Below are 21,831 nucleotides of genomic sequence, written 5' to 3' on the forward strand. Positions count from 1 at the left end.
CTGGAGCAGGGGAATCAGCTTCCCCGCTGGGGGATCTGCAACACGTCGCCGATACGCAGCCGGTCGCCGGTCAGGCGGTTGGCGACCTTCAGCTCGCGCAGGCTGACGTCATAGCGCCTGGCGATCTCCGACAGGGTGTCGCCGCTGCGGATCACGTGCTGCCGCGGCTGGCTGCGCATCGCCAGCAGGGTGCCGGGCGGCGGGTTGTTGCGGAAGTAGGCGCGGATCCCGCGCAGCATGGCCTCGGCCAGACGCTGCTGGTGACGGCCATCACGCAGCTTGCGCTCCTCGGCGGGATTGGAGATGAAGGCGGTCTCGACCAGGATGGAGGGGATGTCCGGTGACTTGAGCACCACGAAGCCGGCCTTCTGCACATGCGCCTTGTGTACCTTGCCGATGCGCTTCAGCTCGGCCAGCACCTGCGAGGCCACCTCGGCGCTGGCCTCGATGCTCGCCGCCTGGGACAGGTCCAGCAGCACCGTCTTCAGCAGATCGTCCTTGTCGTTCAGCGACACGCCCCCGACCAGATCGGAGTCGTTCTCGTGCTTGGCCAGCAGCCGCGCCATCTCCGAACTGGCGCCGCGCCGCGAGAGGACGAATACCGAGGAGCCATGCACCCGGCGGTCGTTGAAGGCATCGGCATGGATGGAGACGAACAGATCGGCGCGGTGCTTGCGCGCCTTGCGGATCCGCTCGCGCAGGCGCAGGAAACGGTCGTCGTCACGCACCAGCAGGGCGCGCATGCCGGGCTCGCGGTCGATCAGCCGCGCCAGGCGGCGGGCTATCGCCAGCACCACGTCCTTCTCACGCGTGCCGCGCCGGCCGTGGGCGCCCGGATCCTTGCCGCCGTGGCCGGCGTCGATGGCAATCACCAGGTCGCGTGGACGTGCCGGCAGCCGGTCGGCGCGCTTCACCGGCTGCGGGGAGGCAGCGGCCGCGGCCGCCGGCGGAAGGAGATCGATCACCAGCCGGTGGCCGGCCTGGGAGTCGGGCGGCAGCAGGAAGCTCTTCAGCTTGGCAGGGCCCTTGAGGTCCAGCACCAGACGCAGATCGTGCTGGTTGCGCACCCCCTTGCGCAGATTCCTGACCAGACCCTGGCCGAAATCCAGCTTGCGGAGCGAGGCGCGGAAGCGGGTATCGCGCAGATCGATCACCACGCGCTGCGGATCCGCCAGGGTGAACAGGCTGTGCTCCGCCTTGCCGCTCAGGTCGAGCACGATGCGCGTGCTCTGCGGCGAGGCCCAGAGCCGGACCTCCTGCAACTCGACGGTGTCCGCCCCGGAAACGGCGGCCAGCAGCAGCATCAGGATGGCGGCGAGGGCTCGCAGCATGGTCTCTCCCCCCTCCTTTCGGCAAGACCCTGCGGCCATCTAGCCACAGATGGAGCGAGAATTCAAGACGGTTTTCTTTGCTTATCCGCCAGATAGGCGAAAGAGCTGGCAGACTTTCTACGATTCCCGGGGGTACCCGGCCGCCAGCGCCCGGAGCAGCTCCACACCGCGCGCACTGCCCGCAGCCAGCCGCAGCCGGCGGGCCTCGCCGGCGTGCCGGATCTCGATATGCAGATCAGCCGGCGGCAGCACCCCGGCACCGCGCTCCGGCCACTCGATGAGGCAGAGGGCATCGTCCGCGAACAGCTCGCGGATACCGATCCATTCCAGCTCCTCGGGATCACTGAGACGATAGAGGTCGAGGTGGTAGACCGGCCGGCCGTCGATCTCGTAGGGTTCGACCAGGGCATAGGTCGGGCTCTTCACCCGTCCCCGGTACCCCAGCCCCCTGAGCAGTCCGCGCACCAGGGTGGTCTTGCCGGCACCCAGCTCCCCGGCCAGGTAGACGCGGCTGCCCGGCGGCAGGACAGCCGCCAGCCGGGCACCGAAGGCCTCCATCGCCGCCTCGCCACGGATCTCCCGTTCCAGCACCGCCCCCCCGGCGGCCGCCTCAGGCGGGTTCATTCAGCACCCCGCGCAGAGCCTCGATCAGATCGCCGGCCAGCAGGCCGCGTTCACCACCGCGCGCCGCCCGGTCACCGGCGGCGCCGTGCAGCCAGGCCCCGGCCGTGGCGGCCACGGCCGGGGCCTGCCCCTGGGCGGCCAGAGCAGCGATCAGGCCGGTCAGGGCGTCACCCATGCCGCCGCTGGCCATGCCGGGGTTGCCGCTGGTGGACAGCCACACCCCCTCGGCCGCCGCGATCAGGGTGCCGGCCCCCTTGAGCAGCACCACCCCGCCATAGCGTGCCTGCAGCTCGCGCACCGCTGCCAGCCGGTCGGCCTGCACGGCGGCGGCGCCGCAACCCAGCAGCCGCCCGGCCTCCCCCGGGTGGGGGGTGAGTATCCAGTCATCCCGGCGCAGCGGTTCGGCGGCCAGCAGGTTGAGGGCATCGGCATCGACCACCAGCGGCCGGCCGCTACCCAGTGCCGCGGCCCACAGCGTCCGTCCCCACGCCCCCTGACCGAGCCCCGGCCCCAGCGCCAGCCAGTCGGCCGCCTGGCACAGCGGGCGCAGCGCCATCGTCCCCTCGACGCCATGCACCATCAGTTCCGGTCTGGCGGCGAGCAGCGCGGCGGCATGTGCTGGGGCGGTGGCGACGCTGACCAGGCCGGCCCCGCCACGCGCCGCCGCGCTGCCCGCCAGGAGGGCCGCGCCGCCCATCCCGGGCTGGCCACCGACCACCAGCACCCGCCCGCACTGTCCCTTGTGCGCCGTGCGCGGCCGTGGCGGCAAACGGTCCCGCACCCAGCGCTTGCCGATCAGACTGGCCAGGGGCACGATCTCCCGGTACACCTCGGACGGCACAGCGAGGCCGTCGAACAGCACCCGTCCGGCATGCTCCGGCCCCTCGCCGGTGTACAGACCCAGCTTGCGGGCGATGAAGGTGACGGTCAGCTCGGCCCGTACCGCGCAGCCCAGCACCCGCCCGGTGTCGGCCTGCAGGCCGCTGGGGATGTCGATCGCCAGCACCGGCGTCGCAGCCGCGTTCAGCGCCTCCACCGCGGCCCGCCACTCGCCCGCCAGCTCGCGCTGCAGGCCGGTGCCGAGCAGGGCGTCGACCTGCACCTCGCCCGCCGGCAGCCGGCCCCGCCAGGGCTGGACCTCGAGGCCGGCGTCGCGCGCCGCCTGCCAGGCGCGGCGCGCGTCACCCGCCAGCCGCCCGGGATCGACCAGACTGCACAACGCCACCTGATAGCCGGCCTCGGCCGCCAGCCGCGCTAGGACATAGCCGTCGCCGGCATTGTTGCCGGCCCCGCAGAGGACGCCGATACGCCGTGCGTCCGGCCAGTGCCGGCGCAGGGCGGCGAAGGCGGCACCGCCGGCGTGGTTCATCAAGCGGTAACCGGGGATGCCGTGCTGCTCGATGGCTCGCCGGTCGAGTTCACGGCTCTGCGCCGCGCTGTATAACGGCAGCTCTGCGTCGGAGGGGGGCATGCTGCATCTCACTCGGCTTGGGTTAACCCGGATATTGCACCAAGGATTCGATTCTCAGGGCGAAGCCGGCAAAGCAGGTTGGGCGACCGTCCGAAAAACCATAGCCGTCGCTAGGGTTCGAGGGGGATCGGCCAAGATGCGCAGCCGGATTCGGTCTGAAATCGAATAGGCACAAACCGTCATCCGCCCATCCGGGCCTGTCACTGCCTTGTAGTACTTGGATCATGGCTCGAACCTCTCTCGTGGGGGGCGCCTTGGCGCAATATCCGGGTTAAACTGGTGCGAGGATTCTATACCCGCCGGCCCCCGCATGTCCCAACCCGCCCCAGATGCCATCGACTACGCCGACCTGGCCCGCCGCATCAAGGCCTGGGGCCGCGAACTCGGCTTCCAGCAGATCGGCATCACCGACGTCGATCTGGCCGACGCCGAACGCCGCCTGCTCGACTGGCTGGCCGCCGGCTATCATGGCGAGATGGACTACATGGCGCGCCACGGCAGCCGGCGCAGCCGACCGGCCGAGCTTGAGCCGGGCACCCTGCGGGTGATTTCGGTACGGCTCGACTACTGGCCCGAGCCGGCGGCGGACAGCCGCGCCGTGCTCGAAGACCCGATCCGCGCCTTCATCTCCCGCTATGCCCTCGGCCGCGACTACCACAAGCTGCTGCGCAAACGGCTGCAAAAGCTGGCCGCGCGCATCGAGCAGGCCATCGGCCCCTTCGGCTACCGCGCCTTCACCGACAGCGCGCCGGTACTGGAGAAACCGCTGGCCCAGCGCGCCGGGCTCGGCTGGATCGGCAAGCACACCAACCTGATCAACGCCCGCGCGGGTTCCTGGTTCTTCCTCGGCGAACTCTATACCGACTTGCCGCTGCCGGTGGACAATCCGGCCGACAACCATTGCGGCGACTGCCGTGCCTGCATCGACGTCTGCCCCACCGGGGCCATCATCGCCCCCTACACCCTCGACGCCCGACGCTGCATCTCCTATCTGACCATCGAACTGCACGGCCCCATCCCCGAAGCGCTGCGGCCGCTGCTCGGCAATCACATCTACGGCTGCGACGACTGTCAGCTGGTCTGTCCCTGGAACCGCTTCAGCCAGCCGACGCCGGAAACCGACTTCCTGCCCCGCCATGGCCTGGACGCCGCGGCCCTGATCGAACTGTTCGGCTGGGACGAGGCAACCTTCCTCAGACGCACCGAGGGCTCGCCCATCCGCCGCATCGGCCACCAGCGCTGGCTGCGCAATCTCGCCGTGGCACTGGGCAATGCCCCCCCTGAAGCCGCGATCACCGAGGCCCTGGCGGCGCGACTGGAGCACCCCTCGCCGCTGGTGCGGGAGCATGTCGAGTGGGCGCTGGAAAATTTAGGAGTTAGCCCGGAGGCGGCCCGCATGACCGGCGTGCAGGCCGGTAAATGGGCCAGGAACTCGTAACCCGGCTTTGGCCTGTTCGATTGGCCCCGGGCATTGCCCGCCGTGGATCCCCCGATCGCGGCCTGGAGACCGCTCCTACGACAACACATTGTGCCGCCATGCCCCGTAGGAGCGGCCTCCAGGCCGCGATCGAGGCGCAAGGGGTACCGCGCCATCCTGCCACCCGCTCCACGGAGCCTGCCTTGGTGCAATATCCGGGTTAGAAGTTGGAAGCTGGGATTCAGAATTCAGCAGGTGGGGATGATATACTTCGGGTTTTCCGTGCCGAACCGCCCCCCATGAAGACCCCGGAGCTGCTGGCACCCGCCGGCACCCTGCGCAACCTGCGCTACGCCCTGGCCTATGGCGCCGATGCCGTCTATGCCGGCATGCCGCGCTATTCGCTGCGGGTGCGCAACAACGACTTCAGCACCCTGGAACGCCTGGCTGAAGGTATCGCCCTGACCCACGCGCAGGGCAAGCGTTTCTTCCTGACCAGCAACCTGCTGCCGCACAACGCCAAGCTGAAGACCTTCCTCACCGACCTCGAACCGGTGCTGGAGCTCGGCCCGGACGCCCTGATCATGGCCGACCCCGGCCTGATCATGCTGGTGCGCGAACGCTGGCCGGAGCTGCCGGTGCATCTGTCGGTGCAGGCCAACACCATGAATCATGCCGCTGTGCGCTTCTGGGAACGACTCGGCATCCGACGCATCATCCTCTCGCGCGAGCTGTCCCTGGACGAGGTCGAGGAGATCCGCAACCAGTGCCCGGAGGTGGAGCTGGAGGTGTTCGTGCACGGCGCGCTGTGCATCGCCTACTCCGGTCGCTGCCTGCTGTCCGGCTACTTCAACCATCGCGACGCCAACCAGGGCAGCTGCACCAACGCCTGCCGCTGGAGCTACCAGGTGCACGAGGCGCGGCCCGACGAAAGCGGCGACCTGCAGCCGGCGACCCGGATTTCGCTGCTGGAGGAGGCCGAGCGTCCAGGCGAGCTGATGCCGGTGGAGGAGGACGAGCACGGCACCTACATCATGAACTCCAGGGACCTGCGTGCCGTGGAGCACGTCGAACGGCTGGTGCGGATCGGCGTCGACAGCCTGAAGATCGAGGGCCGCACCAAGTCCCACTACTACGTGGCGCGCACCACCCAGGTCTATCGCCGGGCCATCGATGACGCCCTGGCCGGGCGGCCCTTCGATCCGCGGCTGCTGGGCAGCCTGGACAACCTCGCCAACCGTGGCTATACCGACGGCTTCTTCCAGCGACATCACCACCAGGCCTATCAGAACTACCTGGCGAGCCGCTCGGAGAGCGTGCGCCAGCGCTTCGTCGGCGAGCTGAGCGGCTACGATGCGGACAGCGGCCTGGCCCAGGTCGAGGTGAAGAACAAGTTCGCGACCGGTGACGAGCTGGAGCTGATCCTGCCTGGAGGCAACCGGCGCTTCCGTCTGCAGACCCTGCTCGACCGCCAGGGCCGGCCGCTGGCCGAGGCGCCGGGCGGCGGCCACCAGGTGTGCATCCCCCTGCCTCCCGGCGACTACGCCATGGGCCTGCTGGCCCGCACCCTGCCCTAGCAGCCTGTCGGACTCAGGACTGATCTACTGCGCGGCTGGGAGAGCGGCCCGAATCTCCCCGATTTCTCGTTGCGTAGTGCCCACTATGCGCCTCGAAATCGTGAAGATTCGTTCTCGTTCTCCCACCCTGCTCGCTACGATCGCCCAAGTCCGACAGGCTGCTAGCCCGGATATTGCACCAGGGCGGCGCGCATGAAGGGGGTTCATGCTGTAATACAGGGACAATATGGCCATGAAAGGCCCCTTGGGCGGGTTACGGTGCCTGTACGATCGACTCCGAGCATCGCGGCCTGGAGGCCGCTCCTACGGGGCGTGGCGGCACAATATGTTGTAGGAGCGGTCTCCAGGCCGCGATTGGAGTGGTGTTAAAGCCCGGATATTGCACCAAGGCGGCGCGCATGAAGGGGGTTCGTGCTGTAATACAGGGACAATATGGCCATGAAAGGCCCCTTGGGCGGGTTACAGTTTGTACCTGTACGATCGACTCCGAGCATCGCGGCCTGGAGGCCGCTCCTACGGGGCGTGGCGGCACAATATGTTGTAGGAGCGGTCTCCAGGCCGCGATTGGAGTGGTGTTAAAGCCCGGATATTGCACCAAGGCGGCGCGCATGAAGGGGGTTCGTGCTGTAATACAGGGACAATATGGCCACGAAAGGCCCCTTGGGCGGGTTACGGTTTGTGCCTGTACGATCGACTCCGAGCATCGCGGCCTGGAGGCCGCTCCTACGGGGCGTGGCGGCACAATATGTTGTAGGAGCGGTCTCCAGGCCGCGATTGGAGTGGTGTTAAAGCCCGGATATTGCACCAAGGCGGCGCGCATGAAGGGGGGCCATGCTGGAATACAGGGACGATATGACCATGAAAGATCCCCCTGCCGGGTTAATAAATATGCCGTGTTCAGCCGCCTCAGGGCCTCTCCCCTTCCGACGCGCCTTCGGCCGTCATCTCCAGTGCCAGCTGGTAGAGGCGGTTCTTGCGCTGGCCAGTGAGGCGGGCCGCCAACGCGGCGGCCTTCTTCAGCGGCATCTCCTCCAGCAGCACGCCCAGCACCCGCCGCGCCTCGTCCTCGTCCTCCGCGGCCGGCGGCGCCCCGTGCACCAGTACCACGAACTCGCCGCGGCGGCGATTGGGGTCGGCCTGCAACCAGTCGAGCAGTTCTTCCAGGGTGCCGGACTGGATCTCCTCGAAGGCCTTGCTCAGTTCCCGCGCCACCGCCGCGGGCCGCCCGGCACCGAACAACTCGCGCATGTCGGCCAGGCTGTCGGCGATGCGATGGCTGGACTCGTAGAACACCAGGGTGCGGGGCTCTTCCGCCAGCGCCGCCAGCCGCTCGCGGCGCGCTGCGGGCCGCGACGGCAGGAAACCCTCGAACACGAAACGGTCGGTGGGCAGTCCGGCCGCGGAGAGGGCAGCGATCAGGGCACTGGGACCGGGCACCGGTACCACCGTCACCCCGGCGGCACGCGCGGCACGCACCAGGTTGAATCCGGGGTCGCTGATCAGCGGTGTACCGGCATCCGAGATCAGGGCGATGGACTCCCCCGCCTTGAGGCGCGCGACCAGGGCCTCGGCCTGCTGCCGCTCGTTGTGCTCGTGCAGTGCCTGCAAGGGGGTGCGGACGCCGTAGTGCTTGAGCAGCGGCCGGCTGTGGCGGGTGTCCTCCGCGGCGATCAGGTCCACGGCGGACAACACCTCGATGGCCCGGGCACTGATGTCGGCCCGGTTGCCGATGGGGGTCGCGACCACATAGAGGGTGCCGGACACGGGGATTCGATCCTCTGACTTGGCGTATAAAACCGGTACAATACCCTGCAATGAAAACTTTGCCCAACCGCTCGTGACCGGGTCGCGGCCCCGCAGCGCCTCCCGCCTCTCCGGCCCCGTCTGCCTTCTGGCCTGCCTGCTGCTGTTCGGCTGCAGCGGCCAGGTGCCGGTCCGCCCGCCGGTCGAGAGCCGCTCGCCGCTGATCGGCCAGGCCGAACAGCGGCTGGCCGAGGGCGCCCCGCTTGCCGCCGCCGCTCTCTTCCAGCAGGCGGCGGAGGAACTGCAGGGGGAGGCACGCAGCAGGCTGCTGCTGCGCGCTGCCGAGGCCTACCGCCAGGCCGCTCGCCCCGCCGAGGCGCTGGCCCTGCTGGAAACCCTCGACGGCACCCGCCTGACAGCGCCCCGGCAGCTCGAGGCCGGCCTGCTGCGCGCCGCGGCCGAGCTGGATCTGAACCGGCCTCAACAGGCACTGGACAGCCTCGCCATCCTGCAGGACAGGCTGCCCCCGGAGACCGAGGTGGCCTTCCACCGGCTGCGCGCCCGGGCCTACGACCAGCTCGGCAACCCGCTGGAGGCGGCCCGCGAGCGGGTCTGGCTGGATGCCCTGCTGGACGATCCCGAGCAGCGCCGGGCCAATCACCGGCTGATCTGGCAGTCCCTCAACCGACTCAGCGACACGGCCCTGATCCAGCTGCGCGGCATGCCGCCGGACGTCCTCGCCGGCTGGATGGAACGGGTACTGCTAGAACGCAGCCTCCCGGCGGGAAGCGAGCAACGCCAACAGGCGCTGGCGGCCTGGCAGCAGCGCTATCCGGGCCACCCGGCCCTCGAGGAGACGACGGTCGAGCTGCTGGCCTCGCCCGAAGCCGGCCCTGCGCCCCGCCACCTCGGCGTGCTGCTGCCGCTCAGCGGTGAACTGGCCGGCGCCGCAGCGGCCATCCGCGACGGTCTGCTGGCCGCCCACTACGACGCCCGGCGCGATGGCGAAACCCTGCAATTCTACGATACCGCCGGCGATCCGCAGCGGGTCTGGGGCCTGTACCGCCAGGCGATCGAGGACGGTGCCGAGTTCGTCATCGGCCCGCTGGCGAAGGAGGCGGTGGCCGAGCTTGCGCGGACCGGCGAGCTGGAAGTGCCGGTGCTGGCACTCAACCGCATCCCCCTCCAGGACAACCTGCCGCAGGGGCTCTACCAGTTCGCCCTGGCCCCGGAGGACGAGGCCCGCCAGGTCGCCGAACGCGCCGCCGCCGACGGCCGGCAGCGGGCCCTGGCCCTGGTGCCGGAGGGCGCCTGGGGAGATCGGGTACTGCACGCCTTCCTGGAGCACTGGGAGGCGCTGGGTGGCCAGCTGCTGGAGGTCCAGCACTATTCACAGGATCGCAAGGCGCTCTCCGGCCAGGTCCGCGAGCTTCTCAACCTCGATGCCAGTGAACGCCGCCGCCAACAGCTCAGCCGGCTGCTCGGCCAGCGACTGGAATTCGAACCACGCCGCCGGCGCGACGCCGACTTCGTCTTCGTGCTTGCCCGGCCGGCCACCGCGCGCCTGCTGCGCCCGCTGCTGCGTTTCCACCACGCTGCCGAGCTGCCGGTGTATGCCACCTCGCACCCCTTCAGCGGCAACCTCGACCCCGAGCGCGACCGCGACATGAACGGCCTGCGTTTCTGCGACATGCCCTGGGTGCTGGAACCGCAGGCCAGCCGCCCGCACCTCGATCAGCTCATCACCAGCCTCTGGCCGGAACGCCTGCGCCACTACCGCCGGCTGTTCGCCTTTGGCATCGATGCCCACGATGTCCTCCCGCAACTGCAGCAGACGGCCGTCGGCCAGACCTTCGAGGGCCTCAGCGGCCGCCTCTGGCTGGATGCCCGGGGCCGACTGCACCGCCAGCTGCTGTGGGCGGAATTCGCCGACGGCCGGCCACGCCGGCTGGAGGCGGTCTACCCGCTGCCGCCCCTGTCGCCGGCGACAGCGACCACTCTCGATGACCACGTCAAGGATGACCGTCATGATCTGGAACCGGGGCAGGAACAACCGCAACCGTCTGCGGGGCCGCTACGCTGAAGACCGGGCCCTGCATTACCTGCAACGCCATGGGCTGCGGCTGCTGGCACGCAACTTCCATTGCCGTGGCGGGGAGATCGACCTGATCATGCAGCAGGGGGACAGCCTGATCTTCGTTGAGGTACGATACCGCAGCCGCAGCGACTACGGCAGCGGCCTGGAGAGTGTCGACCGACGCAAGCGGGAACGCATCCGTCACTGCGCCCTGCACTACCTCCAGCGCCACCCGCGACTGCAGGAGCGGCCAATGCGCTTCGACGTGGTCGCCATCGCGGCATCCGATGGACCCCACGAACCAGCGCGGATCGACTGGATCCGCAACGCCTTCGACGCCTGCTGAGGAACGCGCGATGGACCCGATCGCCCGCATCAGACAACAGTTCAACGACAGCATCCAGACCAAGCAACAGGCCCTGGAGGCGGTGGCCCCGGGTATCGCCCATGCCGCCGAGCTGATCACCCGTGCCCTGCTCGCAGAACACAAGATCCTCTGCTGTGGCAACGGCGGCTCGGCAGCCGATGCCCAGCACTTCTCCTCGGAGATGCTCAACCGCTTCGAGATGGAGCGCCCCGGTCTGCCGGCCATCGCCCTCACCACCGACAGCTCCACCCTGACCTCGATCGCCAACGACTACCGTTTCGAGGAGGTCTTCGCCAAGCAGGTGCGGGCCCTCGGTCAGCCTGGCGATGTACTGCTGGCCATCTCCACCAGCGGCAACTCGGCCAACGTCATCCAGGCCGCCCACGCCGCCCATGACCGGGAGATGCAGGTGATCGCCCTCACCGGGCGCGATGGCGGTACACTCTCTGAACTGCTGGTCAACCAGGATGTCGAAATCCGCGTGCCGGCAAGCGCCACGGCGCGCATCCAGGAGGTCCACATCCTGGTCGTCCATTGCCTGTGCGACCTGATCGATCACCAACTACTGGGACAGGAGGACTGACACCATGCCCCGCTGGATCACCCCATTACTCGCCATCCTGCTGACCGCCACCGGCCTGGCCGGCTGCACCCCCGCAGTGGTTGGCACCACCGCCGCCACCGGCGCCACCGTGGCCCATGACCGCCGCACCGCCGGCACCTTCATCGAAGATCAGTCCATAGAACTCAAGGCGTTGATCGCCCTGCGCAAGGACCCCCAGCTGCGCGATCAGGCCCATCTCAACGTCACCAGCTACAACATGATCGTGCTGCTCTCCGGCGAGGCACCGAGCGAAACACTGCGCCAGCGGGCCGCCGACATCGTGCGCGGCATCGACCGGGTGCGCAAGGTGCACAACGAGCTGAAGGTCGCCGCTCCCAGTTCGATGATGAGCCGTTCCAGTGACACCCTGATCACCGCCAAGGTGAAGGTCGGCCTGTTCAGCATCAAGGACGTGCCGGGCTTCGATCCGACCCGGGTCAAGGTGGTCACCGAGAATGGCACCGTCTACCTGATGGGCCTGGTGCGGCGCGTCGAGGGTGACGCCGCGGCCGAGGCGGCACGCCGGGTGAGCGGCGTGCAGCGGGTGGTGAAGCTGTTCGAATATCTGGATTAGAAGCCGAAATTGGAGGTTGGGCGGGCGTAGCACGCCCAGCTTCTGGCTTCGAACTTCTGGCTTTGAACTTCTAGCTCCGAACTTCTAGCTCCCTGCGATAGATCTCCGCGTCTTGCCCGGAGAAACAGCAGGCAATGATTTCCTCGAAGCGGTCCTCGAATTCACGCATCACCCGCAGCGCAATGCGTGCCGCCGCCAGTTTGGGGAAGCCGTAGACACCGGTACTGATCGCCGGAAAGGCGATGCTGCGCACGCCATGTTCCAGCGCCAGCTGCAGGCTGTTGCGGTAACAGGCCTCGAGCAGTGCCGCCTCGCCCTGCTCGCCACCTCGCCACACCGGGCCGACGGTGGAGATCACCCAGCTGGCGGGCAAATCGAAACCGGGACTGATCCGCGCTTCGCCGGTCGGGCAGCCGCCGAGCCGGCGGTTGTACGCCAGCAACCGCGGACCCGCCGCCCGATGGATGGCGCCGTCCACCCCGCCACCACCGAGCAGCGACTCGTTGGCGGCATTGACGATGGCATCCACCTGCAATTCGGTGATGTCGCCCTGCACGACGCGGATCATCCTGTCACCATTGCCGGATGCCGACCACGCCCCGCCGAACTCCACGGAAATGCCTTGGGATTGCGGCGCCGCGTGAAGCACGGAGCGCAGGAATGGATCCGGTCACGGGTTTCGTGGCGGTCATCCCCGTTACTTGACGACCTTCAGCGAGGGGCGGCCGCCGCGCGGAGGCTGGCCGTCGTCGGAGGGCGGCGGTTCATTGCCCTCCTCCTCGCTGAACATCATGCCGCGGCCGTTCTCCTGGGCATAGATGGCCAGCACCGCCTCGATGGGGATATGGATCTGCCAGGGTTTGCCCTGGAAGCGGGCGTTGAAGCTCAGCGCCTCGTTGCCGAGGTGCAGATCCTGCACCGCCTGGGGATTGATGTTGAGCACGATCTTGCCGTTCTCGACGAACTGCCGCGGCACCTCCACCCCCGGCTGCTCGGCATCGACCAGCAGATAGGGGGTGAGCTGGTTGTCGAGGATCCATTCATTGATGGCGCGCAGCAGATAGGGTCGGCTCGGCGTCATGGGCGTCGGGGTACGGCTCGGCGGCTAACAAGGAAGAGCGGGTGGGCTGAGCCCCCTACTCACGCATCTCGCGCTCGGTCTCGGTCAGGCTTTCCTGAAAGGACTCACGCGAGAAGATACGCTCTGCATAGTCCAGCACCGGCTTGGCCTGTTTCGGCAAGTCGATGCGGTAGTGGGGCAGACGCCACAGCAGCGGTGCGACATAACAGTCCACCAGGCTGAACTCCTCGCTCAGGAAGAAGGGCATGGCGGCAAACACCTCGGCACTGGAGGCGATGCTGTCACGCAACATCTTGCGCGCCTTGGCCGCCGCCTTCTCGCCCTTGGTCTCGATCTCGGTGAGCAGGCTGTACCAGTCCTTGTCGATCCGATACATGGCCAGCCGCGAGCGGGCACGCGACACCGGATCGACCGGCATCAGCGGCGGATGCGGGAAGCGCTCATCGAGGTATTCCATGATCACCCGCGAGTCGTAGAGCACCAGCTCGCGATCGACCAGGGTGGGGACGGTTTGATAGGGATTGAGGTCGATCAGGTCCTCGGGCTTGTTGTCGAGATCGATGTTGACGATCTCCACCGTGATGCCCTTTTCGGCCAGCACGATACGCACCCGGTGGCTGTACGGACATGCCGCTTCCGAAAACAGCGTCATGACCGATCGACGATTGGCGACTACAGCCATACCAGCCTCTCCTGCTCTAGAAATTTTGTCTGACTGAGAAACGCGAAAAGGCGAGGCGGCCTGAGACACCGCCCCGCCTTGATCCGCAAGGCGAATTAATGGACGTCCTTCCAGTATTCCTTCTTCAGCATGTAGGCCACGACGAAGAAGATCGCCAGGTAGAGCATCACCCAGATGCCGAGACGCTGACGTTCCAACTGGACGGGCTCGGCCATGTAGGACATGAAGGCCACCAGGTCGCGCATCGCCTGATCGTACTCGGTCGGCGACATCTTGCCTTCCTTGACCGTCTCGAAGTGGTCGAACACCTGGTGCTCGTTGCCCTCGTGGTCGGTCTCGGTGCGGAACACGGCCTTCTGCAGACCCTGCAGCTCCCAGAGCACGTGCGGCATGCCGACGCTCTCGAACACCAGGTTGTTGACACCGAACGGCCGCGACTCGTCGATGTAGAAGGTGCGCAGATAGGTGTACAGCCAGTCCACACCACGGGCGCGGGCCACCAGGGTCAGATCCGGCGGCGGTGCACCGAACCATTCCTCGGCCTGTGCCGGCGGCATGGCGATGGTCATCAGCTCACCGACCTTCTCGCCAGCGAACATCAGGTTGTCGATCACCTGCTGATCGGTGAGGCCGAGATCGCGGGCCATGCGGTTGTAGCGCTGATACTGGGCCGAATGGCAGCTCAGGCAGTAGTTGACGAACAGCCGGGCACCGCGCTGCAGCGACTGCTGGTTGCTGACGTCGATATCCGCCTCGTCGAGGTGGATGCCGCCGCCACTGGCCATGCCCAAGGCAGGCATCAGTGCAAGAACGAATGTCAGGATTGCCTTTTTCATCAGTGCGTCACCCTCTCTGGTACCGGCTTCGTAGAGTCCATCTTGGTATAGATGGGCATCAGCAGGAAGAACACGAAGTAGTAGACGGTGCAGATACGTGCCAGCAGCGTCTTGCCCGGCGTCGCCGGCTGGGTACCGAGATAGCCGAGGATCACGAAGGCAACCACGAACAGGGCCAGCATGGTCTTGAAGATCGGCCCCTTGTAGCGGATCGACTTGACCGGGCTGCGATCAAGCCAGGGCAGGAAGAACAGGATCACCACTGCGGCGCCCATCGCAGCCACGCCGGGGAAGGCGGAACCGCCCATGCTGGGCACGGCACGGAGGATGGCGTAGAAGGGCGTGAAGTACCACACCGGAGCGATGTGCTCGGGGGTCTTCAGCGGATTGGCCGGCACGAAGTTGGGGTGTTCCAGGAAGTAGCCGCCCATCTCCGGCGCGAAGAAGACCACCGCCGAGAAGAACATCAGGAACACCACCACGCCGACGATATCCTTCACCGTGTAGTAGGGGTGGAAGGGAATACCGTCCAGCGGGATGCCGTTCTCGTCCTTGTTCTTCTTGATCTCGATGCCGTCCGGGTTGTTGGAACCGACCTCGTGCAGCGCCATGATGTGCGCCACCACCAGGCCGATCAGCACCAGCGGCACGGCGATCACGTGGAAGGCGAAGAAGCGGTTCAGGGTGGCATCCGCGATCACGTAGTCGCCGCGGATCCACAATGCCAGGTCGTCGCCGATCACCGGAATGGCGGCGAACAGCGAGACGATCACCTGGGCGCCCCAGTAGGACATCTGCCCCCAGGGCAGCAGGTAACCGAAGAAGGCCTCGGCCATCAGGCACAGGTAGATCAGCACACCGAAGATCCAGATCAGCTCACGCGGCTTGCGGTAGGAACCGTAGAGCAGACCGCGGAACATGTGCAGGTAGACCACGATGAAGAAGGCCGAGGCGCCGGTGGAGTGGATGTAGCGGATCAGCCAGCCCCAGTCCACGTCGCGCATGATGTACTCGACGGCACCGAAGGCCTTTTCGGCGTCCGGCTTGTAGTTCATGGTCAGGAAGATGCCGGAGACGATCTGGATGACCAGCACCAGCATCGCCAGCGAGCCGAAGAAATACCAGAAATTGAAGTTCTTCGGCGCATAGTAGCGCGCCAGATGGTCATACCAGAGAGAACTCAGCGGAAAGCGGGCATCGATCCAGCCGAGGACGCCGCCCTGCCATTTTTCACTGCTTGCACCAGCCATTATGCAACTCCTTGATCTTCGCCAACCAGGATGACGGATTCACCGACATAACGATGCGGCGGCACCACCAGATTCAGGGGTGCGGGCTGGCCCTTGTAGACGCGACCGGCCAGATCGTAGCGGGAACCGTGACAGGGACAGAAGAAACCGCCCTTCCACTCCGGGCCGAGATCGGCCGGGGCCACCTCGGGACGGAAGGTCGGCGAGCAGCCGAGATGGGTACAGATGCCGATCAGCACCAGGATCTCGGGCTTGATGGAACGATGCGGGTTCTTGGCATAGTCCGGCTGCTGCGGCATGTCGGAGTCGGGATCGCTGAGGGTCCCCTCCAGCTCCGGGAGGGTGGCGAGCATCTCCTCGGTCCGCTTCACGATCCAGACGGGCTTGCCACGCCATTCGACACGGATCATCTGACCTGCCTCGAGTTTGCTGATGTCCGCTTCGACCGGAGCCCCCGCCGCCTTGGCCTTGGCGCTGGGCAGCATGGACTCGACGAAGGGAACCAAAGCGAACCCGGCACCCACGCCACCGACAACCACGGTCGCGGCCGTCAGCAAGCGGCGCCTGCTGGTGTCTACGCCATCACTCATCAAAGGTTCTCCCGGTTTACGTGTGAAATTCGTTCGTTATCGATTTCAGGGTCGAACAAAGCGCGCTATTTTAGCAGGATTCCGAAGCTCCCCGATTTGATCTTGATCAGGTGGACCATGATCCGGGTCTGCCAAATCCGCCCCGAGAAGGCCGGGAATTGTCCTCCAACTGACCGGGCAGGTCAAACGACGGGGGGCTCAGACCGGCACGTAGAGATCGATAAACTCGTGTTCCAGCTTGAACTTCTCTGCGAGGTGCACGCCCAGTGCCTGGACCCCGTAGCGCTCGGTGGCATGATGCCCGGCCGCAAAATAATGGATACCCAACTCGCGCGCCAGGTGGGCCGTGGGCTCCGAGACCTCGCCGGAAACGAAGGCATCCAGCCCCAGGCCGGCGGCAGCCTCCAGCCAGGACTGGGCGGCGCCGGTGCACCAGCCGATGCGCTCGATGACCTCCCCGCCGCCGGGAAGATGCAGTGCGGGATGCCCGAGGACCTCCGTCAGCCGGGCGGCCAGCCCTGCCGGCGTCAGTGCCGCCGGCAGCCGTCCCCAGAGCGCCAGATCCGGCCCCTCGCCGCGGCCGAAACGCCCGGCCGCCTCCCAGCCCAGCAGCTCGCCGAGCCGGACGTTGTTGCCGAGCCGAGGATGGGCATCGAGCGGCAGATGGTAGGCGAGCAGGCTGATGTCGTGGGCCAGCAGGGTGGCCAGCCGCTGACGGCGGATACCGATCACCCGGGGATCCTCGCCCTTCCAGAACCAGCCATGGTGGACCAGCAGGGCGTCGGCACCGGCGGCCACGGCAGCATCGATCAGTGCCTGGCTGGCGGTCACCCCGCTGATCAGGCGGCGCACCTCACCGCGCCCCGCCACCTGCAGGCCGTTGGGGCAGTAATCCCGGAAATCCTCCACCTGCAGCAAGGAATCTGTGTACGCAACGAGTTCGTCAATTGCTACCATGTGTCGCTCCCGGTGACCGGACGGTGCGCGGCATCATACCCACTGGCCGGCGGGAATGATATGGCGCGCCCGCCACTTGCGGCCCGCCTCCCCCCTTCCAGACCAGGGCGAAAATCACCATGAATTCACCCAGACTCCTCACCTTCCTGCTGCAGTCGGCGGTCGTCGGCCTGCTGGCGGCGGCCCTGCTGTTCGTGCTCAAGCCGGAGCTGTTCCGCGACATGCCAGCGGTGGTGGAAATCCATGAGAGCCCGGCGGCACATCCGCCGGGCCAGGGTAGCGCCGCCGCCCCCGCCCCGGTCTCCTATGCCGATGCCGTGGCGCGCGCTGCACCGGCGGTGGTCAACATCTACACCACCAAGGTCATCACCCAGCGGCGCAACCCGCTGCTCGACGATCCGCTGTTCCGCTACTTCTTCGGCGAGCGTGCCGCCGGTCAGCGCAAGCGACTGCAGACCAGCCTCGGCTCCGGGGTGATCGTCAGCCCCCAGGGCTATGTGCTGACCAACCGCCACGTGGTCGCCGGCGCCGATCAGATCCAGGTGCTGCTGCACGACGGCCGCGCCCTGCAAGCGACCCTGGTCGGTGCCGACGCGGACACCGACGTGGCGGTGCTGTCGATCGAGGCCGACGACCTGCCGAGCATCGTCATCGGCGATTCCGAGCGGCTGCGGGTCGGCGACGTGGTGCTGGCCATCGGCAACCCCTTCGGCGTCGGCCAGACGGTCACCCTCGGCATCGTCAGTGCCACCGGCCGCAACCAGCTCGGCATCAGCACCTACGAGAACTTCATCCAGACCGACGCCGCCATAAATCCCGGCAACTCCGGCGGCGCGCTGATCAACGCCTATGGCGAGCTGGTGGGCATCAACACCGCCATCTTCAGCAAGTCCGGCGGTTCCCAGGGAATCGGCTTCGCCATTCCGGAGAGCATCGCCAAGGGGGTGATGAAGCAGCTCATCGAGCACGGCCGGGTGGTGCGCGGCTGGCTGGGCATCGAGGCTCAGGACCTGAACCCGGTGCTGGCCGAGTCCTTCGGCCTGGAGGATACCCACGGCCTGCTGATCGCCGGCGTGCTGCGCAACGGCCCGGCCGACCAGGCCGGTCTGGAACCGGGCGACGTGGTGCTGCGTATGGGTGGCACCCCGGTGAAGGATGCCCACGATGCCATGAACCGCATCGCCGCCACGCCGCCGGGCAGCCGGCTGGTGCTGGAAGGCATGCGCCAGGGCCGGCCGTTCAGCCTCAGCGTGACCGTCGCCCGCCGGCCGGGCTAACCGGGCGGCTCGCAAACGGGCCCTCGCAGCGGGGCCCAGCTTGTGCCCGTACGATTGACTCCGGGCATCGCGGCCTGGAGGCCGCTCCTACGAGGCGCGACGGCACAATATGTTGTAGGAGCGGCCTCCAGGCCACGATTGGTGTGGTGTTAACCCGGATATTGCACCAAGGCGGCCGGCATGATCGGCATTCAGGCTGTATACAAGGCCGAAGCGGCCATGAGGAGAGAGCCGCCTGGAGGGGGTTACACTTTCTGCCTGTCGATCTCAGGCCGCCAGCAAGCCGGCCAGGGCGTCGAGGAAGGCGCGGTTCTCCTCCGGGGTGCCGACCGTGACCCGCAGGCAGTCGGCGAGCGCGCCGCCCGCCCCGCTCAGGTACTTGATCAGGATGCCACGCTCACGCAGTCCCTCGAAGAGGGCAGCGGCGCGTCCCGGCGGGGTGCGGAAGAGGATGAAATTGGCCTCGCTGGGATAGACCTGCAGGCCGGGCAGCGCGGCCAGGGCCTGGAACAGGCTCTCCCGATCGCGGCGAATGGCAGCGGTCTGCTCATCGAGCACCGCCCGGTGGGCCAGGGCGAACTCGGCGCTGGCCTGGGTCAGCACGTTGATGTTGTAGGGCAGGCGGGTCTTGTCGATCTCCTCCAGCCAGGCGGGCGCTCCAGCCAGCAGGCCGAGGCGCAACCCGGCCAGGCCCATCTTCGACACCGTGCGCAGCACCAGCAGGTTGTCATGCTCGGCCAGCGCCTCCATGAAGCTGTCGCGGGCGAAGGCGGCATAGGCCTCGTCGACCACCACCAGGCCGGGACTGGCCTCGATCACCGCCCGCATCGCCGTGGCGTCGAACAGGTTGCCGGTGGGATTGTTGGGGTAGGCGAGAAACACCAGCGCCGGCTGGTGGCTCGCAATCGCCGCCAGCATCGCCTCGCTATCGAGGGCAAAATCCGCCTGCAGCGGCACCCCGACGTAGCGTAGCCCGGCCACTGCGGCGATCAGACGGTACATGACGAAGCTCGGCTCGGGGGCGAGGATCACCCGTTCCGGTCCGGCCACCGCCAGGGCCAGCATCTGGATCAGCTCGTCCGAGCCATTGCCGAGCAGCAGTTCCATTCCCTCCGGCACCCCCATCGCCTCCTGCAGTGCCGCCTTGAGGCGCCGCGCGGCCGGGTCCGGGTAGCGGTTGAGACTGACCCGACGCAACACGTCCAGCCACTCGTCGACCAGCGCCTCCGGCCAGGGATAGGGGTTCTCCATGGCGTCCAGCTTGATGGCGTCGCCGGGATCCGGCACATGATAGGCCGTCAGGGCCCGCACCTCGGGGCGGATCCAGCGTCTGACCTTGTCGTCGGGGGATCGGCTCATGACAGGGGCTTCGCCGCAGCTACGGCGCTCAGGACTTCCTGATCCGGTATTCCGCCGAGCGGGCATGGGCGGTCAGGCCCTCGCCACGCGCCAGCACCGAGGCGGTGCGACCGAGCTCCGCTGCGCCCTGCGGCGAGCAGTTGATCAGGCTGGTCCGCTTCTGGAAGTCGTAGACACCGAGCGGCGATGAGAAACGCGCCGTGCGCGAGGTCGGCAGCACGTGGTTGGGCCCGGCACAGTAGTCGCCGAGGGCCTCGGCCGTGTAGCGGCCCATGAAGATGGCGCCGGCATGGCGGATCTGCGGCAGCAGGGCCTCGGGCCGGGCCACCGACAGTTCCAGGTGCTCGGGGGCGATGAAATTGGCCACCTCGACGGCCTGCTCCAGATCGCCCACCCGGATCAGGGCTCCGCGCCCGCCCAGCGAGGTGCGGATGATCCCCTGGCGTTCCATGGTCGGCAACAGCCTGTCGATACTCGCCGCGACGCGCTCCAGGAAACCCTCGTCCGGCGAGACCAGGATGGCCTGGGCATCCTCGTCATGCTCGGCCTGCGAGAAGAGGTCCATGGCGATCCAGTCCGGGTCGGTGTCACCGTCGCAGATCACCAGGATCTCCGAAGGGCCGGCGATCATGTCGATACCGACGCTGCCGAACACCATGCCCTTGGCGGTAGCCACGTAGATGTTGCCGGGACCGACGATCTTGTCCACCGCCGGCACCGTCTCGGTGCCATAGGCCAGCGCCGCCACCGCCTGGGCGCCACCGATGGCGAACACCCGGTCGACGCCGGCGATGGCCGCCGCTGCCAGCACCAGCTCGTTGAGCTCGCCGTCCGGAGTGGGCACCACCATGATCAGTTCGCCGACCCCGGCCACCTTGGCCGGCACGGCGTTCATCAGTACCGAGGAGGGATAGGCCGCCTTGCCGCCCGGCACGTAGAGACCGACCCGGTCCAGGGGGGTCACCTGCTGGCCGAGCAGGGTGCCGTCGGGCTCGGTGTAGGACCAGGACTCCAGCTTCTGCCGCTCGGCATAGGCGCGGATCCGTGCCGCCGCGCCTTCCAGCGCCTCGCGCTGCTCGGCGGGGATCCGCTGCAGGGCCTGCTGCAGGCGGGCGAGGGGGATCTCCAGCTCGGCCATGGCCGACGCCTGCAGGCGGTCGAAGCGGTTGCTGTACTCGACCAGGGCGGCATCGCCGCGCGCCCGAACCGCGGCGAGGATCTCGCGCACCGTCGCCTCGACCGCCTCGTTGGCGCCCCCCTCCCAGGCGAGCAGCGATTCCAGCTGCGACCAGAAATCGGGGGCCTCGGCCGTGAGTTGCTTGATCTCCAGCATCTTGACTACCTCGTCTCGGGGTGCCGCCCTCAGTCTGCCTGGGCCACCGCCTCGGCCAGGCGGTCCACGAAGCGGCCGATGGCGGAATGTTTCATCTTCATCGCAGCCTTGTTCACCACCAGCCGCGAGCTGATGTCGGCGATGTGTTCCAGGGGCACCAGGCCATTGGCCTTGAGCGTGTTGCCGGTATCGACCAGATCGACGATCAGATCGGCCAGGTCGACCAGCGGCGCCAGCTCCATGGAACCGTACAGCTTGATGATCTCCACCTGCCGCCCCTGGGCCGCGTAGTGGCGGCGGGCGCTCTGCACGTACTTGGTGGCGATGCGTAGCCGGCGCCCCGGCTCGACACCGCCCGGGCGGCCTGCGACCATCAGCCGGCAGCGGGCGATCTTCAGGTCCAGCGGCTCGTACAGCCCGGCGCCGCCATGCTCCAGCAGCACGTCCTTGCCGGCGATGCCGAGATCCGCAGCCCCGTATTGCACGTAGGTCGGCACATCGGTGGCGCGGATGATCACCAGCTTCACCCGTTCCTGGTTGGTGTCGAGGATCAGCTTGCGGCTGGTCGCGGGATCGTCGACCGGCTCGATGCCGGCATGCGCCAGCAGCGGCAGCGCATCCTTGAAGATGCGCCCCTTGGAGACTGCGATGGTGAGGGCCTCTGAGCTCATGTCTGTTTCC

The 21,831-nt window shown here is 67.5% G+C and carries 21 protein-coding genes; 7 read left to right on the plus strand and 14 right to left on the minus strand.

Going from position 1 to position 21,831, the window contains the following annotated elements; genetic code table 11:
- Nucleotides 1-14 precede the first annotated feature (14 nt).
- The 3 genes from QVG61_RS09975 to QVG61_RS09985 all read right to left on the minus strand — a co-directional run bounded on the left by QVG61_RS09975 (nucleotide 15) and on the right by QVG61_RS09985 (nucleotide 3,426).
- Entirely contained in the window at nucleotides 15-1,331 is a 1,317-nt protein-coding gene (locus QVG61_RS09975; RefSeq protein WP_289930485.1) for an N-acetylmuramoyl-L-alanine amidase, read from the minus strand.
- A gap of 117 nt (nucleotides 1,332-1,448) precedes the next feature.
- Complete coding sequence (gene tsaE, locus QVG61_RS09980) at nucleotides 1,449-1,955, minus strand: tRNA (adenosine(37)-N6)-threonylcarbamoyltransferase complex ATPase subunit type 1 TsaE (protein WP_289930486.1); 507 nt, start codon at nucleotides 1,953-1,955, stop codon at nucleotides 1,449-1,451.
- On the minus strand, nucleotides 1,942-3,426 hold the full coding sequence (locus tag QVG61_RS09985) for an NAD(P)H-hydrate dehydratase (RefSeq protein WP_289930487.1): 1,485 nt from the start codon (nucleotides 3,424-3,426) through the stop codon (nucleotides 1,942-1,944). The genes tsaE and QVG61_RS09985 overlap by 14 nt, the downstream gene beginning before the upstream one ends.
- Nucleotides 3,427-3,736: 310 nt before the next feature.
- On the opposite strand from QVG61_RS09985, the gene queG reads away from it, so the two are divergent.
- Both queG and yegQ read left to right on the plus strand, forming a co-directional pair.
- Nucleotides 3,737-4,864, plus strand: coding sequence for a tRNA epoxyqueuosine(34) reductase QueG (gene queG, locus QVG61_RS09990; protein ID WP_289930488.1), 1,128 nt, complete (start codon nucleotides 3,737-3,739; stop codon nucleotides 4,862-4,864).
- Nucleotides 4,865-5,142: 278 nt separating this feature from the next.
- Nucleotides 5,143-6,420, plus strand: a complete 1,278-nt coding sequence (gene yegQ / locus QVG61_RS09995; protein ID WP_289930489.1) for a tRNA 5-hydroxyuridine modification protein YegQ — start codon at nucleotides 5,143-5,145, stop codon at nucleotides 6,418-6,420.
- Nucleotides 6,421-7,326: 906 nt separating this feature from the next.
- Here yegQ and rsmI read toward each other — a convergent pair.
- Entirely contained in the window at nucleotides 7,327-8,184 is an 858-nt protein-coding gene (rsmI, locus tag QVG61_RS10000) for a 16S rRNA (cytidine(1402)-2'-O)-methyltransferase (RefSeq protein WP_289930490.1), read from the minus strand.
- A gap of 73 nt (nucleotides 8,185-8,257) precedes the next feature.
- On the opposite strand from rsmI, the gene QVG61_RS10005 reads away from it, so the two are divergent.
- Genes QVG61_RS10005 through QVG61_RS10020 form a run of 4 tightly spaced genes read left to right on the plus strand, consistent with a single transcriptional unit; the run spans nucleotide 8,258 to nucleotide 11,785 of the window.
- Nucleotides 8,258-10,246 (plus strand): penicillin-binding protein activator, encoded by a 1,989-nt coding sequence (locus QVG61_RS10005; protein ID WP_289930491.1) that lies wholly within the window; start codon nucleotides 8,258-8,260, stop codon nucleotides 10,244-10,246.
- The gene (locus tag QVG61_RS10010; RefSeq protein WP_289930492.1) at nucleotides 10,191-10,586 is read left to right on the plus strand and encodes a YraN family protein; all 396 of its coding nucleotides are present in this window, start codon (nucleotides 10,191-10,193) and stop codon (nucleotides 10,584-10,586) included. The genes QVG61_RS10005 and QVG61_RS10010 overlap by 56 nt, the downstream gene beginning before the upstream one ends.
- A gap of 10 nt (nucleotides 10,587-10,596) precedes the next feature.
- Nucleotides 10,597-11,190 carry a phosphoheptose isomerase gene (locus QVG61_RS10015; RefSeq protein WP_289930493.1) on the plus strand — a complete coding sequence of 198 codons (594 nt, stop codon included), beginning with the start codon at nucleotides 10,597-10,599 and terminating at the stop codon, nucleotides 11,188-11,190.
- A gap of 4 nt (nucleotides 11,191-11,194) precedes the next feature.
- A complete protein-coding gene (locus QVG61_RS10020) occupies nucleotides 11,195-11,785 on the plus strand; it encodes a BON domain-containing protein (RefSeq protein WP_289930494.1) in 591 nt (196 codons plus the stop codon).
- A 70-nt stretch (nucleotides 11,786-11,855) separates the two neighbouring features.
- Here QVG61_RS10020 and QVG61_RS10025 read toward each other — a convergent pair whose 3' ends face one another.
- The 7 genes from QVG61_RS10025 to QVG61_RS10055 form a co-directional block, all read right to left on the minus strand.
- Nucleotides 11,856-12,353: an O-acetyl-ADP-ribose deacetylase gene (locus QVG61_RS10025; protein WP_289930495.1), complete on the minus strand. Its 498-nt coding sequence runs from the start codon at nucleotides 12,351-12,353 to the stop codon at nucleotides 11,856-11,858.
- A gap of 129 nt (nucleotides 12,354-12,482) precedes the next feature.
- Nucleotides 12,483-12,866, minus strand: a complete 384-nt coding sequence (locus QVG61_RS10030) for a ClpXP protease specificity-enhancing factor (protein WP_289930496.1) — start codon at nucleotides 12,864-12,866, stop codon at nucleotides 12,483-12,485.
- 55 nt (nucleotides 12,867-12,921) lie between these two features.
- Entirely contained in the window at nucleotides 12,922-13,548 is a 627-nt protein-coding gene (gene sspA / locus QVG61_RS10035) for a stringent starvation protein SspA (RefSeq protein ID WP_289930497.1), read from the minus strand.
- A 95-nt stretch (nucleotides 13,549-13,643) separates the two neighbouring features.
- Entirely contained in the window at nucleotides 13,644-14,384 is a 741-nt protein-coding gene (locus QVG61_RS10040; protein WP_289930498.1) for a cytochrome c1, read from the minus strand.
- Complete coding sequence (locus tag QVG61_RS10045) at nucleotides 14,384-15,634, minus strand: cytochrome bc complex cytochrome b subunit (protein WP_289930499.1); 1,251 nt, start codon at nucleotides 15,632-15,634, stop codon at nucleotides 14,384-14,386. Before QVG61_RS10045 ends, QVG61_RS10040 begins: the two co-directional genes overlap by 1 nt.
- A complete protein-coding gene (gene petA, locus QVG61_RS10050; protein WP_289930500.1) occupies nucleotides 15,634-16,227 on the minus strand; it encodes a ubiquinol-cytochrome c reductase iron-sulfur subunit in 594 nt (197 codons plus the stop codon). Before petA ends, QVG61_RS10045 begins: the two co-directional genes overlap by 1 nt.
- 195 nt (nucleotides 16,228-16,422) lie before the next feature.
- Nucleotides 16,423-17,181, minus strand: coding sequence for a Nif3-like dinuclear metal center hexameric protein (locus QVG61_RS10055; protein ID WP_289930501.1), 759 nt, complete (start codon nucleotides 17,179-17,181; stop codon nucleotides 16,423-16,425).
- 119 nt (nucleotides 17,182-17,300) lie between these two features.
- On the opposite strand from QVG61_RS10055, the gene QVG61_RS10060 reads away from it, so the two are divergent.
- Complete coding sequence (locus QVG61_RS10060; protein ID WP_289930502.1) at nucleotides 17,301-18,458, plus strand: Do family serine endopeptidase; 1,158 nt, start codon at nucleotides 17,301-17,303, stop codon at nucleotides 18,456-18,458.
- Between the two features lie 267 nt (nucleotides 18,459-18,725).
- Here QVG61_RS10060 and hisC read toward each other — a convergent pair whose 3' ends face one another.
- From hisC to hisG, 3 genes are read right to left on the minus strand one after another with little or no spacing between them, the layout of a single operon-like run.
- On the minus strand, nucleotides 18,726-19,817 hold the full coding sequence (gene hisC / locus QVG61_RS10065) for a histidinol-phosphate transaminase (protein WP_289930503.1): 1,092 nt from the start codon (nucleotides 19,815-19,817) through the stop codon (nucleotides 18,726-18,728).
- 28 nt (nucleotides 19,818-19,845) lie between these two features.
- Nucleotides 19,846-21,150 carry a histidinol dehydrogenase gene (gene hisD, locus QVG61_RS10070; protein ID WP_289930504.1) on the minus strand — a complete coding sequence of 435 codons (1,305 nt, stop codon included), beginning with the start codon at nucleotides 21,148-21,150 and terminating at the stop codon, nucleotides 19,846-19,848.
- Nucleotides 21,151-21,179: 29 nt separating this feature from the next.
- Entirely contained in the window at nucleotides 21,180-21,821 is a 642-nt protein-coding gene (hisG, locus tag QVG61_RS10075; protein WP_289930505.1) for an ATP phosphoribosyltransferase, read from the minus strand.
- Between the last annotated feature and the right edge of the window lie 10 nt (nucleotides 21,822-21,831).

The sequence above is a fragment of the Thiohalobacter sp. IOR34 genome, assembly GCF_030406045.1.
In the GTDB taxonomy this organism is placed as follows: Bacteria; Pseudomonadota; Gammaproteobacteria; order Thiohalobacterales; family Thiohalobacteraceae.

What these genes read in the sequence shown, in the direction of transcription:
- QVG61_RS10015 (WP_289930493.1), top strand. Translation starts at nt 10,597, where the DNA reads ATGGACCCGATCGCCCGCATCAGACAACAGTTCAACGACAGCATCCAG.
- QVG61_RS10010 (WP_289930492.1), top strand. Translation starts at nt 10,191, where the DNA reads ATGATCTGGAACCGGGGCAGGAACAACCGCAACCGTCTGCGGGGCCGC.
- tsaE (WP_289930486.1), bottom strand. Translation starts at nt 1,955, where the DNA reads ATGAACCCGCCTGAGGCGGCCGCCGGGGGGGCGGTGCTGGAACGGGAG.
- queG (WP_289930488.1), top strand. Translation starts at nt 3,737, where the DNA reads ATGTCCCAACCCGCCCCAGATGCCATCGACTACGCCGACCTGGCCCGC.
- QVG61_RS10020 (WP_289930494.1), top strand. Translation starts at nt 11,195, where the DNA reads ATGCCCCGCTGGATCACCCCATTACTCGCCATCCTGCTGACCGCCACC.
- hisC (WP_289930503.1), bottom strand. Translation starts at nt 19,817, where the DNA reads ATGAGCCGATCCCCCGACGACAAGGTCAGACGCTGGATCCGCCCCGAG.
- sspA (WP_289930497.1), bottom strand. Translation starts at nt 13,548, where the DNA reads ATGGCTGTAGTCGCCAATCGTCGATCGGTCATGACGCTGTTTTCGGAA.
- hisG (WP_289930505.1), bottom strand. Translation starts at nt 21,821, where the DNA reads ATGAGCTCAGAGGCCCTCACCATCGCAGTCTCCAAGGGGCGCATCTTC.
- hisD (WP_289930504.1), bottom strand. Translation starts at nt 21,150, where the DNA reads ATGCTGGAGATCAAGCAACTCACGGCCGAGGCCCCCGATTTCTGGTCG.
- QVG61_RS10045 (WP_289930499.1), bottom strand. Translation starts at nt 15,634, where the DNA reads ATGGCTGGTGCAAGCAGTGAAAAATGGCAGGGCGGCGTCCTCGGCTGG.
- QVG61_RS09975 (WP_289930485.1), bottom strand. Translation starts at nt 1,331, where the DNA reads ATGCTGCGAGCCCTCGCCGCCATCCTGATGCTGCTGCTGGCCGCCGTT.
- QVG61_RS10030 (WP_289930496.1), bottom strand. Translation starts at nt 12,866, where the DNA reads ATGACGCCGAGCCGACCCTATCTGCTGCGCGCCATCAATGAATGGATC.
- yegQ (WP_289930489.1), top strand. Translation starts at nt 5,143, where the DNA reads ATGAAGACCCCGGAGCTGCTGGCACCCGCCGGCACCCTGCGCAACCTG.
- QVG61_RS10055 (WP_289930501.1), bottom strand. Translation starts at nt 17,181, where the DNA reads ATGGTAGCAATTGACGAACTCGTTGCGTACACAGATTCCTTGCTGCAG.
- QVG61_RS10040 (WP_289930498.1), bottom strand. Translation starts at nt 14,384, where the DNA reads ATGAAAAAGGCAATCCTGACATTCGTTCTTGCACTGATGCCTGCCTTG.
- QVG61_RS10025 (WP_289930495.1), bottom strand. Translation starts at nt 12,353, where the DNA reads ATGATCCGCGTCGTGCAGGGCGACATCACCGAATTGCAGGTGGATGCC.
- QVG61_RS10060 (WP_289930502.1), top strand. Translation starts at nt 17,301, where the DNA reads ATGAATTCACCCAGACTCCTCACCTTCCTGCTGCAGTCGGCGGTCGTC.
- QVG61_RS09985 (WP_289930487.1), bottom strand. Translation starts at nt 3,426, where the DNA reads ATGCCCCCCTCCGACGCAGAGCTGCCGTTATACAGCGCGGCGCAGAGC.